The 15,761-nt window shown below is 43.2% G+C and carries 9 protein-coding genes; 2 read left to right on the forward strand and 7 right to left on the reverse strand.

Annotation, left to right across the window (positions count from 1 at the left end; all coding sequences use genetic code 11):
* Positions 1-120: 120 nt before the first annotated feature.
* Both ACO067_RS10730 and ACO067_RS10735 read right to left on the reverse strand, forming a co-directional pair.
* Positions 121-1,095, reverse strand: a complete 975-nt coding sequence (locus ACO067_RS10730) for a DUF4382 domain-containing protein (RefSeq protein ID WP_421873891.1) — start codon at positions 1,093-1,095, stop codon at positions 121-123.
* A 159-nt stretch (positions 1,096-1,254) separates the two neighbouring features.
* Positions 1,255-8,922, reverse strand: coding sequence for a lamin tail domain-containing protein (locus ACO067_RS10735; RefSeq protein WP_421873893.1), 7,668 nt, complete (start codon positions 8,920-8,922; stop codon positions 1,255-1,257).
* A gap of 75 nt (positions 8,923-8,997) precedes the next feature.
* On the opposite strand from ACO067_RS10735, the gene ACO067_RS10740 reads away from it, so the two are divergent.
* Positions 8,998-9,990 carry an aspartate-semialdehyde dehydrogenase gene (locus ACO067_RS10740; protein ID WP_421873895.1) on the forward strand — a complete coding sequence of 331 codons (993 nt, stop codon included), beginning with the start codon at positions 8,998-9,000 and terminating at the stop codon, positions 9,988-9,990.
* 120 nt (positions 9,991-10,110) lie between these two features.
* Positions 10,111-11,295 carry a THUMP-like domain-containing protein gene (locus ACO067_RS10745; protein ID WP_421873897.1) on the forward strand — a complete coding sequence of 395 codons (1,185 nt, stop codon included), beginning with the start codon at positions 10,111-10,113 and terminating at the stop codon, positions 11,293-11,295.
* Here the strand turns inward: ACO067_RS10745 and ACO067_RS10750 are convergent.
* The 5 genes from ACO067_RS10750 to atpH are packed head-to-tail and all read right to left on the reverse strand — an operon-like array spanning position 11,288 to position 15,760.
* Entirely contained in the window at positions 11,288-11,881 is a 594-nt protein-coding gene (locus ACO067_RS10750) for a class I SAM-dependent methyltransferase (protein ID WP_421873899.1), read from the reverse strand. The genes ACO067_RS10745 and ACO067_RS10750 overlap by 8 nt on opposite strands.
* Positions 11,878-12,678, reverse strand: coding sequence for a UbiA family prenyltransferase (locus ACO067_RS10755; RefSeq protein ID WP_421873901.1), 801 nt, complete (start codon positions 12,676-12,678; stop codon positions 11,878-11,880). The genes ACO067_RS10750 and ACO067_RS10755 overlap by 4 nt, the downstream gene beginning before the upstream one ends.
* Before the next feature lie 12 nt (positions 12,679-12,690).
* Entirely contained in the window at positions 12,691-13,587 is an 897-nt protein-coding gene (atpG, locus tag ACO067_RS10760) for an ATP synthase F1 subunit gamma (RefSeq protein ID WP_421873903.1), read from the reverse strand.
* Positions 13,588-13,600: 13 nt separating this feature from the next.
* The gene (gene atpA / locus ACO067_RS10765) at positions 13,601-15,178 is read right to left on the reverse strand and encodes a F0F1 ATP synthase subunit alpha (protein WP_421873905.1); all 1,578 of its coding nucleotides are present in this window, start codon (positions 15,176-15,178) and stop codon (positions 13,601-13,603) included.
* A gap of 36 nt (positions 15,179-15,214) precedes the next feature.
* Entirely contained in the window at positions 15,215-15,760 is a 546-nt protein-coding gene (atpH, locus tag ACO067_RS10770) for an ATP synthase F1 subunit delta (RefSeq protein WP_421873907.1), read from the reverse strand.
* Between the last annotated feature and the right edge of the window lies 1 nt (position 15,761).

A 15,761-nucleotide genomic window follows, 5' to 3' on the forward strand; every position in this document is an offset into this window, starting at 1 on the left:
AGTGTAACAGGTTAATTATGAATATGTTATAAAAACCCGCCAGATGTAACCTGGCGGGTCTAATAGGTATTATGAAAGGTTCAAATAAATTTTCTTAAAGCTGTTAGCAGTCATTTGGTATTATGAACCTAAGTCGACAATAATAGAAATATCGGTGCTCGTATTGGCCTCTACACCTAATATGTCAAGTATAACATCGAGCGAGCCATTTACCTCAGTTTGAAGAAGTGTGTTGAATTCATATGCTTCCTCCTCAGGTGCGTTTTCTTCTTTGGTAAAAGACCCAATGACCAATTCATAATCTGATTCGTCCATAAAAGCCAGAGTAAAAGAACCATCCTCTGCCACTACAGCACTATTGATAGCATTTTCAAATCGACCTTTTGATCCAGCTGGATCTTCACGCTCCATATCGCTGAACGTACCCTCAGCATAAGCGAATACCACGAGCTTGGATTCCAAGCCTGGTTCCATTTGACTTTGCATCTCCTCGTAATTATCCACCATACCCTGGATCGTTCCAGTGACATTGGCATTGACCAATCTGGCCGTGGACCTCAGCATGAACTCATCTTCAGTAGATGTTTCAGTAAATGCCTTTCTTAAATCAACATCAGCTACTATATCTGTTTGCGCATCAGCTATTACATCAAATTCACCAATGATTTCATACTCATTATCACCTTCAACTTCTATCTGAGACTTTGTGTTATCAGTAAAAGTCACGTATGCAGGCATTTCATCATCCAATATGAATGAAATATCGGAGTACGTTCCTGAGTTCAGTTCTATGCTACCGAGACCATAGGTTTCACCATTTTGGTAAGCCATCAGGTTAAACTCTTGTGTGGCATCAAACATCAATTCAGCATCATTGGAGTCATCCATGCCATCCGCTTTGATACCTTTTACATTCAGATACACTCCAGTGATGTTTTCCGCATCTACTGCGGCATCTGTGGCAGCTACATTGACTGTTCCTTTCGATCTGGAGTTGTTTGGTTCTTCCATGTCATCATTAGAATCACATGAAACAAAAACCAAAGCCATAAAAATACTGGCTACTGCTAGAGGATTAAATTTTGTCCTTTTCATAGTCAAAGATTTTTAGTTCAGCATTGGAAGAGGCCATTGCTGTGCCAAAAACCTGTTCTCTTCACACATGTCACTGATTAACAGTAAAGTAGGTGAATTGGCCCAATAAAGGATAAGTAGAATTTTTGATCAATCTTAGAATCAAGTTGTCAAAATGAATCACATTCCTACCACCACGGTTTCTTTGATCATCTGTGATTTGCCTGATCCGTCATACACTTCAAAGAGTACGACATAGTAACCCCGACGGACCACACTTCCTGTATCGGAAGTGCCATCCCATCGGATGAACCCTGTGGTGCCCAATGATATACCATTCCCCAAATTAGCCACTGGTTGCCCCAGCTGGTTGTACACGGTGATATTAGCAAACTGACCTGCTTTGTCGAGGTTATAGTTGATAGTAGTGAATGACTGATGTGCGGCACTGCGATTGCCGGGTACAAACACCTTAGGTTCGATGCTCAGCTGTGCACTGGTCTGCTGAATTTCATATGATTGTGAATTGGTATAACCAGGAGTAGCATACCCCACAGCTGAAGAGGCCGAACTCCAATTATTGGCATCTTGTGTTTTGGAAGTTGGGTCAATTCGCTCTAGTGAAACTCCATCTACACTCTCCAAAAAGCTTAGATGAAAGTCTTCAGAATAACTAAACTCATCCATGACTACCTCATTTGCGTCAGCTAGTATCACAGTGCCCTCCGTATTGGACATGGCAGGAATAGCACTGACCTGAGCCAGTTTTTTGATGCCCTTGGGGTATTGGTTTTTGAGGACTAAGGTATCCACAGCAATCGCCAGGTGATCACCGGGCCCAAGTAGCAGATGCTTGTCCAACTGATCATAGTCTACCGATTCATCCTGAACTCTCCCCAATCTCCATCCAAACAAGTCCAGGTACTTTGATGAAAGGTTGTAAACCTCAATGAAATCAACTCCCTCCGTTCGTGGATTGAAAAGAAGCTCATTGAGCACTACATCTCCTTCGGCACTCTGAGCTGGTAGGACTACAGTGAGTTTACCATTGCTCAGCGGGTTACCCAGACAATCCACCACACCAAACACCTCTACTTCCAGTGGCACATTCTCTTGTAAATCCTGTTCCAAATAGACCACTAGCGTTTGTTGGTTTTCGCCAAATGTCACATGTGAGATCACATTAACAGGATCCAGAACGAACACCGTATTATCGGGAGTGCTGGCGTTTAGAACTTCACTAAATTCCAGCAGAATGGACCTGGAACCCAGTGCACGTCCGCCGATGAGCTGTGGTCCAAAGCTATCCGGAACTCCCGATGCGCTTGCATTGGGCTCTCCCGGAGTACCACCAGCTGTAGCTGTAGAAGAGGTCCAGTTTTCAGCTCCACCACATGGATTGTTCAAATCTTTCATTTCCAAACTTACCCCTCCGTCTGCAGAACCCGGAGTATGCCAGTCCTGATCATAGGTCACCTGAAATATCAGATTGTCAAAGTGTGTAAGTGTCAGACGTTCTCCGCTGTTATTCAAAGCACTCCATCCACTTACTCCAACTACATCTAGCGCATCAGCAAATCCGGCAGCACCAGCAGTGGTAGTAAGCACCACAAAACTTGAAGGCTGTATCGCCACGGATGGCAGTGCTACAGTATCGGTCTGATCTATTAATGAGACACCTTCCAGATTTATCAGTTTCTCTGAACGATTGTATAGTTCCAGATACTCGGTGCCGGGCAGTTCAATGACCGGGTCTGGATCCGCCATGATTTCTGAAATAATCAGCTCGTTAAATGCTGGTGCAACACCAATACCCACTTCAAAGCTTGCCAAATCCATGGCATTACCTGAGCAATCTGTCGCACCAGATAGTTGGATTAGTACTATCTGATCTTCATTGAGACTAGCAATGAGGTCAATAGTCAACACATCAAAATCCACACCTTCAACTCTTCTCTGATCAGCTACTACTCCTTCCAGGTTGGCAGTAATCAGCGACGAACTATCCATTGCCTCATTGAAGGTGAACCGGATAGTCGTCGGACTCAAAACTTCAAACATGGAAACAATGGGCTTATCATCATCTGGACCTGTATTGAAGAGACTGTTTTGCTGTCCGGGTGTTCCTCCACGTTCATCTACTGAACCATCCCAGTTGGCCGCACCTGAACACAACCCTCCAGGGTTGATTATCTCCAATGAGTATCCACCGGCCTTTTTCTCTGGATCACTAAACCAATCTGAATCATAAACGACCTCCTCAATGGTCTGTGACGTGAATAAGGATAGCGTTTCACCAGAATTGGTCAAGGCCGGCCAGCTGTCCAATCCAATGACCTCACCATAGCTTAGAAAAAGATCAGCATCATCAGCATCTGTTAAAATGACATAGGTGCTATCCGCAATCAGATAATCTCCTATCAATCGTGAGGAATTGCTATCTCGAAAACGAACGTTCTGCAATGAAATGACATCCCCAGTGGTATTGAACAATTCTACATACTCTGCGGAAGGCAGGTCTATTGCCGGATCTGGATCAGCCATCACCTCTGTAATCACCAACTCCCCGGGCTCAGGGTCACGACCAAACCCAAATGTGATGATTGTATCAGCCATCACGGTTCCTGAGCAATCTGAAGCCCCAGAGATCGCTACATCATAGTAGGTGCCCTGCGCCAACTCTTCCACCAATTCTATGGACAATTGCCTGTACCCAGTACCCAAGATCGTCTGATTACTGACTGGATATCCTGAAATATTGAAGGACAATTGCACCAGCGAAGAACTATCCATTGCTTCATTGAAAGTCAATGTGAACTGATCTCGTGTCAATTTCCCAAACTCTGAAATGAATGGAGCCCTGCCATCAGCACCAACCCGATAGACAGAATTTTCTTTCCCTGGTGTCCCTCCCGAGTTGCTGACAGAAGCAGACCAGTTTAGCGATTGTGGACAGGCTCCATAAGGGTCAATCAATTCTAACGAGTAGCCGCCATCGTCTTTTGAAGGCTCTCTGTACCAATCCAGGCTGTAAGTGAGCGAATCAATGATTCCACCCAAAACCGATTGCAACACCAGAGTTTCCCCGGTATTTCCCAGTGATGGGAAATCATCCACCTCCACCACATTGTCAATAACAAAGGCGGTACTTTGATTTTCATCAACCAAGAGAACATAACCTCCCGGTTCTAATGTATAGGATGGCAGACTAACCATGGCAGATCCATCGGATAAGACAAGTCCGCGCAAATCAAAAGTGCTTTCAGAGCCATTGTATAACTCCAGATATTCCACTTCAGGCAGATCAACGGAAGGGGAAGGGTCAGCCATGATTTCGTTGATAATCACCTGCCGATATGTTGGCAATAGAGGTGGTTGGTATTGGAAATGAATGGTATCCTGTACTAGTTGATTACCAGACACATCTCCAATCGGAAAGATAATCAGGTCATATGCCTCATCAACTATTAGTTGATCATTGTAGTCCAATGCTACTGAAGAATCATTCATGAGGCTTATGGACCTTGGCTGACCAATTCCCTGCAAAAGAAACCGATTGATAGATGAAAGAGCAGGTTCGTTCATAGGTTCAGAAAAAGTGAGCATCAATACACTATAAAAATCGCTCTCTAGTTTACTCACAGTGGGGGCTGTCTGGTCATCAATCAGCTCTTCTGAGAAATCAGGTATTTGGCGATCATAGCGATCCACAAGGTCAGACCATTGTAGAGTGATCGGTTGATCTGGAGCTAACTCTGAATCAAGCGTAACCCTAATCAAGCCTGGGTCTTCACTGTCTATACTGACAAAGGTGATAGTGTTGTCTTCTACAGTGAAGTTCGAAACGGATACTGAGGTAAAATCAGTTGTGAACCTGAGGTAAATATTTCGCTTATTGATTAACTCATACGACTCAAAGTAATTCTCAAAAACAGTACGGTATTGTGCGGACTGAAGACTTGCTCCATTTGTTCCTATTACATTGGAAACTTCGAGGTTGATGGAGTCTCCTTGTGTAAGGTCTTGATCTAAGCTTAGCACGTAGGTAACATCACTAATCTTTGAAACTGCGGTCACCTCATATCCCGCAAGCTGATAATTGGAGAGCTGTTCTGCTCCATCTACGGATTGGCTAAACTGGACACTCAAGGTTCTTGCATCTTTCCCTTTCAACTGAGCAATGGCAGGATTCAATGTATTGAACTGGTGGACTGTTGACATTTTTGCGTTTCCCTGATGATCCTCAATTGAAGCAATTGTGAGTTCACTGTCTGGATCCTGATCAATCGAGGTAAAAGTCAGTTGAACATCCGTTGAATCCGGGCCCAATACCATCGCGCTTATTGGATTGCTGCTTGCCAGCTGGTAATTAGTTAATGTGATCGCAGTATTGTAGGTGATACGCTCAGAAAACTCCACCATCACCTCAGTGGTAGACCATTGGCTTACCTTCTCTACTTGCGGCGGTCTGGTGTCATAAATGAATTCAAGATTTCGGCGAGAGCTCATCACATTGCCGTAGAGGTCTGAAATGCCTGAGACGGTCAAAGTCTTTGTCTTTTCCTGCGGAAACTTATTCTCAAATACTAGTTCTATGCTATCTGCAGATATCTGTGTGACAATTGTAGGCTGTTCACTATCTTCCAAAGTGTAGTTTGCAGAAACCAGTGAAGTAGTGCTCTCAACTGCTCCATCAAAAATCACGATGAGCGAAGAATCACTACCAACCTGTAGCCCCTCAATGGTCGGTGCACGCGTATCTCTGATGAATGTGGTTGCTGGAGTGGGCAGTCTTGCAGAGGCATCCTCAGTGAAAATATTGGAAACGTATAGTAGCAGATCCTGATTCTCCTCGAAGTTCTCTTCAAAGCGTAGCCTGAAGCGTTTACCGTTCGTTTGATCCTGTTGGACTTCCACCGGGTGGGATTGAGTATCTTCCAATAAATAATTTGAAGTAACCAAAGCATTGGAAGGCACTTCTGAATACAAGACGTTAAGAACGTTCTCGGTCTCCACATAGGCCGAATCTATTGCCGAGGAAAAGGTGAAATCGAATGTGGAAGTACTGATGGTGTTGGATAAGGTATCTTCAAGACCGGTGTAATTCAAAACATAAGACCCATTCCGGGTAAACGTTTCATCGAATGAAAGCTGCAGTCTATACTGACTAGAATCCTGTAAAATAGCTCGATCTACAGTAAGTCCACTGATCGAATAATTGTCCTCATCCTCAGCGTTCGACTCATTCAGTGGTTCATCAAAAACCAGTGCCAGTTCACTGGAAGTAACAAAATCTATACGTTCGAGTACTGGAGGTTTCGTGTCATAGTAGAAATCATAGGTTTGACTGATCAATTCATTCCCCAAACAATCTGAGATGTTCTCAACTGTGAGCGTATAGCTGATTTCAGATTCTAAATCAGAGGTAAGTACCAGATAAAGTACGGTGTAAGACTGGCTCAGTAAAGAGCTAAAAGAATAGTTTGGCAAGGTGAAATCACCCATATCCAAAGTTGATTCATCTATCGGTTCAGAAAAAGTAAGTTCGAGTGAATCACCACCAACTACTACAATGCTTTCCAAAGAAGGGGCTATCTCATCCATGTCATTAAAGACAGAATTTTGTACACCGGGAGTTCCTCCAGTCACATCTGTTGACCCAGTCCAGTTAGTTGCATCAGAGCAGGGTTGTAACGGGTCAATCAACTCTAAACTGTACCCACCGTCATCTTTGGTATCGTCAGCGTACCACGTGGAAGCGTCATAACTAATGCTGTCTATTGCATTGCCAAGCTGATCTTTCAGCACAATGGCATCTGCCGAGTTGGTCAATGCTCCCATAGAAGTGACTCCAACAATATTAGAAATGGAAAAGTCTCCTGTACTTGCATTGTCTGTTAAAATGACATAGCTCTTGCCTTCCAGCTTATAAGAAGCTACAGACTGTCCGTCGAGTGTAAAGCCGCTCATCTCCACGCTGAAATCCGAAGTATTGTAAATCTCCACGTACTCCACCTCTGGTAGCCCAACTGAAGGTGTTGGGTCTGCCAAAAACTCGTTAATGATGAGCTGTCGCTCTGGGGTGGCCTTGTTAATACTGATACTCGCAGATAATGACACGGGTGTAGAATTCCCTGAGGAATTCGACACGTTGGAAACGTTGAGATCATAAGAACTATTATATAACTGAGTCCAGGTCAACGTTACTTCATCCAAATTTGAATCAGATCTTACCGCCGAAGTTGGTTCACCAATTTCACTCAGGTCATAATTACCGAGCGTTTCTGAAGTGGCTTTATCGATATTCTGATTAAAAGTCACTTTAATTGACAAGTCATCGACTTGTGCCAGTGAACTGATCGCCAGGTTCAAGTAATCGAAGATATCGGTGCTTCCTGGTGCAATTACATTACCATCGGTATCCTCAAGATTGTCAACTGTCAAGGTATAGGTATCATCACCAAAATCGGCTCCAAAAACCAATTCAACCGATTCACCATCGGCTTGAAGAGTAGCAGATGTCGGATTACCAATACTACCATCGAGTGAATAGTTGGACAGTGTTTCAGCTAAAGCTTCATCCAGCGCCTTATTGAAACGTACGATGCATGCATTAGATGCTGTGGCTTCAACAGTATCAATAATCAATGGTATTACAAAAGTAAAATCCTCTGTACCAGAAAAGGAGCTGTTTTGAGAGGTATTCTCCAACCCTGACATGGTCAGCTGAAACGTAGTAGACTCGAAAAGTGGGTTGGCCAAAGTAAGAGTGACCTTGGTAGCATCACTGGCATCCAAAGTAGCTGATGTGGGTTGACCAATTCCATTGTCAATGGAATAGTTGGACGCGGTTTCAGCGCTAATCTGATCCAGCTCATCATTAAAGGTTAGCTCAATTTCAGTGTCAGAAAGAGTAAGAAGATCATTCAAGCTTAATTGAGTATAGGAGAAGTTGTAACTGGTTGCATTGTTTTTAGTCAATGCAGCCGCTACGTCCAGGATATAAGATGAGGTAGTTAAGGGTGTTGACCCGTCAAGAGATAAGGTGACTTTGGACTCATCCGTTCCGCTCTGAGTGGCTGAGTTCACTGTCAATCCATCAATTGAATAATTCGTCAGCAACTCTATATCTGACTGAGCAATGGGCTGATTAAAATCCACCTCAATTTCAGTTGCAGAATTAATAATCACCGAATCCACTTGTACTTGCTCAATAGAAACATCATCCAGCCAAAAAAGATCATGACGCGTTGACGAATAGTCACACAAAAAACCGAAATGGGCAGTGGTAGTGTAAGTAGCATCGGTCACCGTTCCTTCAGAAACGTAATTCATGCCACCAGATGCATCTCTGAATAACTCCCAGACTCCGTTTTCATCTCTGATAACTTTCACTCGTACATTCACTGGGTCTGAATTTACCACATCATCAGTCCCATCAATTATTTCAGTCGTAGATGTTCCATCCTGTCTGTAAAGGCTTATCTCATCATCCGTATTGCCAATTCTGACAAAATATCCATTCAACGACCCACTTAGGTCACTTTGGTCTGAAACCAGGTACACAAACAATTGATTACTACTGGAAGGGTTGAAATCCAGGGTGCAATAAAACTCCCAAACAGTTTTATCAATCAAGGCACTTGGAGTGCTCAAGTACGATTCGGAGGTTACTTCTGGGGCATTTAAGTGGAGTCTCAAATCAACGTCCACTTCAAAATCGGTGACATTGCCAGTCCAGGTAGGATCGCCTGTAAAATCTCCATCAGAAAAGTCATCCGAAACTTGCGCTCCTGCGTAGTACCCAATTAGAAGGATTATCGGAAAAAGAGTGGTTCTTAACCTCATCTTATATTAAATTCGCCGAAAATTAATTTTACTAAAATATTATTCTGTTGACGTAAGTCGTAATTAGTTGAAAAAATGAAAATTGCTGTTGTGGGCGCCACCGGATTGGTAGGCCAGGAAATGTTGAGAGTCATCGAGCAGCGAAATCTACCGTTCGATGAATTGTTGTTAGTCGCTTCTGAGCGCTCTGTGGGTAAGGAAATCACATTTAAAGGTAAGACTTACAAGGTAATTGGACTAGCAGATGCGGTAGAACAAAAGCCAGATATTGCACTTTTTTCTGCTGGTGGGAGCACTTCATTGGAATGGGCCCCAAAATTTGCAGAAGCTGGAACCATCGTAATTGATAATTCATCCGCATGGAGAATGGATGCCAGTAAAAAACTGGTGGTCCCTGAGGTGAATGGAGAAGTACTGCGAATCGATGATCGCATCATCGCCAACCCGAACTGCTCAACCATCCAAATGGTATTGGTACTAGGACCATTGCATAAAAAATACGGCATCAATCGCGTGGTTGTTTCTACTTATCAGTCTGTAACCGGCTCTGGTATCAAAGCTGTGAATCAGATGATGAATGAACGCGCTGGAAAGGATGGTGAAATGGCCTATCCTTATAAGATCGATATGAACGTGCTACCTCATATTGATGTGTTCCAGGAAAACGATTATACCAAGGAAGAAATGAAAATGGTGAAGGAAACCGTTAAGATTCTTCAGGACGAGAATGTGAAGGTTACTGCTACCTGCGTGCGCATTCCTACTATGGGTGGTCACTCAGAGTCTGTGAATATTGAGTTTGACAATGAGTACGACATTGATGAAGTAAGAAGCATCCTATCCAAGACACCGGGTGTAGTTTTAGAGGACGATCCGAAAAATAATATCTACCCTATGCCGTTAAACTCACATCAGAAGGATGAGGTGTTCGTTGGTAGAATCAGACGAGATGAAACTCAGCCAAAGTCACTTAATCTTTGGATAGTAGCTGATAACCTCAGAAAAGGAGCAGCCACTAATGCGGTACAGATCGCTGAGTTCATGATGGAGAACAGCCTGGTATTCTAATTCAAGAACTTTCAAGTTTTCAAATACAATTCATGGCCTGGGGAAAATTCCTCAGGCTTTTTCTATTTCAGTGCTATAGTGTAATTCACGTTTCCAGACATAATACGTTTTCTTTGCTCTGTGAATACCAATGCTTACATAAGAGAGGAGGTCAAGCAATTCATATCAGACAACTTGAACGCTGATGTCCAAAAATTCTTACTCAACCCTCCAGCAGAGTTCAAAGAACACATTGAATTCATAGTCGATCAAATCATCAGCCGTAGAAAAGCTAAAACCAAGCTGCCAGATTGGTACTCCAACAGGGACCTGATTATGCCGCCTCCGTTATCACTAGAGCAGTGTTCTTCACCAGCCACCTCAGCCTACAAGGCCGGACTCATTCAGGGAGAGGTGCTGGTGGATCTAACAGGAGGCATGGGAGTGGATACTTTGGCTTTTGCAGAACTGTACCAACAGGTTCATTATGTAGAGATGAATAAGGACCTCTATGAGGTATTTGAGCACAACAAGAAGGTTCTAGGAAAAAACATTGCTACATATAACCTAACTTCTGAAGCATATCTGAATTCTTTCTCTGATAAGGCATGTTTCTTCGTTGATCCGGCAAGGCGCGATGTAAACAAGTCGCGGGTATTCCGATTCGAGGATTGTTCACCCAATATCTTAGAACTCCTTCCTCAGTTCAAGCAAAAGGCTCAACAGGTCCTCGTCAAAGCTGCCCCAATGATCGATATCTCGCTTGGTATAAAGCAACTGGATCAAGTTAGAGAAGTACATGTGGTCAGTTTGAAAAATGAAGTAAAAGAGGTGCTTTTTCTTTTAGATTTTGAGAGGGAACATCCCAATTCACCAATTATTAAATGCATAAACTTGGAGTCCGAGCAATCTTCATTCGAGTTCAAAAAAGAAGAGGAGCTAGGTGCCAGGTCACAAATGGGCGAATTAAAAAAATACCTCTATGACCCCAATGCTTCCATCTTAAAAGCAGGAGCTTTTAGACTCATTGGAAACCGATTTGACCTCACCAAACTTGGTACTAACACACATCTTTACACCTCTGATCAATTGATTGATGATTTTCCCGGACGAGTTTGGGAGGTACTGGCAACAGAGGTCAATAAAAAGAGTATCGGCCGGATTTTACCAATGGATATAGCCAATGTGATCACTAAAAACCATCCTCAGAAGCCTGAGGAGCTAAAAAAGAAACTGAAGATCAAAGATGGCGGTGAGTATTTTGTGATTGGGTTTCGAGACCTAAAAGACAGAGCTCAGCTGTGCATAGCTAAACCTGCTAGTTGAGATTATATCGCGCATAAAACACCCATCCAGAGATCATGGTAGTCTCATCTCGCTTAATAAAACCAGAGTTTTGGACGAATTTTGAAATGTCCAATAGCTTTTTTGCTTGTAGTGCGCTAGCCATCCTAAAAAAGTACAGCATGAGTTGTGTAATCATTCGTTGAGACCAATTTCCTCGCTGAAAATCCAGTACCTGCAGTTCACCTTCTGGAGTTAGCATACCTTTGATCTTCGTTACTACCTGATCCAATCTCTTTTCGTCAAAACAGTCCAGGAAAAAGGGGCAATAGACGGCATCAAATTGAAGGTCTGCGTTCCACTCCAAAAAATCTGCTTGATAAAAAGTAACGTTTGATTTAGATGATCGCCTCCTTGCTTTCTCCAGCATTTTGGAGGATAACTCCACATACATGACAGACTCACACATGAGCTCTTCCAAAACGGCTCCAGTACCTCCACCTAAAATCAGAATGCTCTCTTTTTCGTTGAGGGCAGGAGCTGCCAAGGTTTGTATGGTTTCCCATTTGCACCCAAATACGATCCTGGCTAAACTGTCATAAATCCCCGCAACCCGGTCAAAATTCATAGCAACAAGAAAAGGCCTGGTAAGTAAAAAATACCATCACCTACCGTACGGTACAATGCTGTTTTTGCAAATTGATTGGGCTTAAGGTAGACAATGGCAAGAATCATCGTCATCATTAAATACAACACCTGGATTTGGTGTCCTAAGCCCATTACCAAGGTGCTGACAACAATAAGAAGGGAGATTCCATAAATCAGACTCTGTGCATTTCGTTCACGCAATCTTAACACGATTGAGTTAAATCCATCCTGTTTGTCTGACGCTCTATCGTAATAAGAAAATATCATTAGGTTCAGAAAGGCAATTCCTACCAGCTGCAGTAGAATCAGAAAATCAGAAGTGATGAGGCCATCAAGCATACTCCATGGACCAATAAAAATGCCCGTAGCATACACAACTGCCACCAGTACTTCCTTGATCCACAGTTTTCTGAAAAAGTAAACCAACAATAGATAGCTCACACAGATTGCAGAGAGAATGGCTCCATTTCGAATGATCTCTATTTCTACGAAGTATAGATTAAGCAGTCCAAGACTAAGCACAGTGCCTGCTATCAATACTAGTAGCTTAAAGTGTTTCTTGTGGAAGAGATGTCTTGCACTAGTAGGCTTTGGCAAACTTCTGACATCCAGCAAATGATCTGCAGTATAAATCAGCCAAATGGCGCTGGCCAGGGCGAAGTAGGCATTCCAGCTCAGAGTAGTCTGATAAAAACGCTCCAGGTAAGCTAAAAAAAAGATGGCTCCCACGACAATGTCCAATGAGAGCCATCTTAAATACTTATAGAAACGATCCATTGGGATCTCTAATTATCCACCTTGCGCCAACGCCTCAGCACCACCAACGATTTCCAGAATCTCCTTGGTAATAGCCGCCTGGCGCGTTCTGTTATAAGTCAACTTCAGCTCTTTCAACAACTCACCAGCGTTATCTGTTGCCTGATCCATTGCAGTCATTCTAGCCCCCTGCTCAGAAGCATTGGACTCAAGTAGCGTCTTGTAAAACTGAATATGCAAAGACTTAGGAACAATCTCCGCAAAGATAAACTCTTGACTAGGCTCATAGAGATAATCAATAGCATCTGAAGAACCTCGCTCTTCTTCAGTTTCCTCATTCTGGATAGGTAAGAACTGCTCTTGTCTGATAATTTGAGTTGCTACGTTTTTGAACTCGTTGTAGACAATTTCAACCTTATCAAATTCTCCAGAAACAAAAGATTTCATGGCATGCTCCGCTGCCTCCATCACATGACCAAAATCCAATTGATGAAACATCCCGGCATACTCCCCTATGACGTTGTAACCTCTCTTGGAGAAATGGTCAAATGCTTTCTTTCCAATTGGCATCAACACCACATTTCCAGCTGCTTCCAGATCAGCATACTTCTGAGCGATTAGTGCTTTGGTCGCCTTGAAAATGCTACTGTTGAAGCCACCGCAAAGTCCTCTATCTGAAGTAACCACTACAATCAGCACTTTGGACACATCTCTGACTTCAGCATATGGATTGTCAATCTGCAAACTATCCACACCTGCAGAAACATTGGAGATGATTGCAGAAAGCTTTTGAGAATATGGACGCATCTGAGTAATACGATCCTGAGCTCTTCTCAGCTTAGCTGCCGCCACCATCTTCATCGCTTTAGTGATCTGCTGCGTTGAAGTGACAGATTGAATTCTTCCTTTTACTTCCTTAAGGTTTGCCATTTCGGTCTAGTTCTTAGTTGTATCTAGATGCTAGATCTTTTGCTACCGTAGCAATTGTTTCAGTAGATGAATCTTCCAACTTGCCAGCTCTAAGTGACTCCAACACATCTTTGTGGGAGTTTCTCATGATGGAGACAAATTCAGATTCGAATTCTTTTACTTTATTTTCAGGTACTTTATCCAAATAACCTTTAGTAGATGCGAAGATGATCGCCACTTGCTCTTCTACAGGAGAAGGAGAGTACTGAGGTTGCTTCAGGATTTCCTGGTTTCTTCTTCCTCTATCGATCGTACGTTTAGTCGCAGCATCCAGGTCAGATCCGAACTTAGCAAATGCTTCTAGTTCACGGAACTGAGCCTGATCTAGCTTCAAAGTACCAGATACTTTCTTCATGGATTTAATCTGCGCAGAACCACCCACACGTGATACCGAGATACCTACGTTAATTGCTGGTCTGATACCAGAGTTGAAGAGGTTCGTCTCCAAAAAGATCTGTCCATCAGTAATCGAGATCACATTGGTAGGGATGTAGGCAGACACATCACCAGCTTGTGTTTCGATGATCGGAAGAGCTGTCAATGATCCTCCACCTTTTACTTTTCCTTTAAGTGATTCTGGAAGGTCATTCATTTTAGAAGCGATCTCATCATTGTTGATGATTTTCGCTGCTCTTTCCAGTAGTCTTGAGTGAAGGTAGAATACATCACCAGGATATGCTTCACGCCCTGGAGGTCTTCTGAGAAGTAGGGATACCTCACGGTAAGAAACCGCCTGCTTGGAAAGGTCATCATAAACAACCAATGCAGGACGACCAGTATCTCTGAAGTACTCACCAATAGCAGCTCCTGCAAATGGCGCGAAGAACTGCATTGGAGCAGGATCAGAAGCAGCAGCACTCACAATCGTGGTGTAAGCCATTGCTCCAGCTTTCTCCAAAGCCGCCTGGATACCGGCTACAGTAGAAGCTTTCTGACCAACTGCCACATAAATACAGTACACAGGCTCGCCTCTATCATAAAATTCTTTCTGATTGATGATGGTATCAATCGCTACGGCAGTTTTACCAGTCTGACGGTCACCAATGATCAACTCACGCTGACCTCTACCAATAGGAATCATCGAGTCTATTGCCTTGATACCCGTTTGCATTGGCTCACTTACTGGCTCTCTGTAGATTACACCAGGAGCTTTTCGTTCGATAGGCATCTCATATAGATCGCCTTCCAAAGCGCCTTTTCCATCAATAGGATTACCTAGTGTATCGACCACTCGACCACTCATACCATCACCTACTTTGATGGAAGCAATCAAGCCTGTTCGTTTTACAGTGTCACCTTCTTTTACTTCTTGAGAATCTCCAAGTAGTACAGCTCCTACGTTATCTTCTTCAAGGTTTAGTACCATTGCTTTCAAGCCATTTTCGAACTCAAGAAGTTCACCAGCTTGTGCTTTAGTTAAACCATAGATTCTCGCTACACCATCACCTACTTGAAGTACGGTTCCAACTTCCTCCAGCTCAGCCTCTGTCTTTGAGTTAGAGAGCTGCTCTCTCAATATCGCTGAAACTTCGTCAGGTCGAACATCTGCCATAGTTTTATTCTTTTGTGTCCTAAGGACGGGGTTTGATTAAATCGTTTCTTTTTGGAACTTCAGTTTTAGGTCTTTCAATTGACCACTTATGCTTTCATCTATTTGTCGATCACCAAGGCTCAATCGATAACCTCCGATCAACTCTGGATTTACTTTCTCAGATAACAAAGGTTTCTTACCAGAGATATCCGCCACCAATTTCTCAAATGTCTTTCGTTCACTATCATCTATGGCGATGGCTGTAGTAACAGTAGCCTCCTGGTATCCCATTTTCTGGTTGTAAAGAGCAACGAACTCTTTAGCTATCTCCGGTAAGTATTGCTCCCTGTTTTTTCGCGCCACTATGTCGAAGAATAAAGCCGTAAGGGCATCCACTTTCTTATCAAAGATGGATTTCAATATCTGAGCCTTCTTCAAGTTAGGAATGATCGGGCTCTTCAACATGGCCACAAAGTCGCGATTAGCTTTGCAGAGTTCAGTAAAACCTTGCATGTCTGAGCGCACGGCTTCTAGTGAACCTTTCTCTTCAGCCAGCTCTAACAAAGGCTTGGCGTATCTAACCGCTATTCTGGTGATTGACATC

This window comes from Marinoscillum sp. (assembly GCF_965229915.1).
In the GTDB taxonomy this organism is placed as follows: domain Bacteria; phylum Bacteroidota; class Bacteroidia; order Cytophagales; family Cyclobacteriaceae; genus Marinoscillum.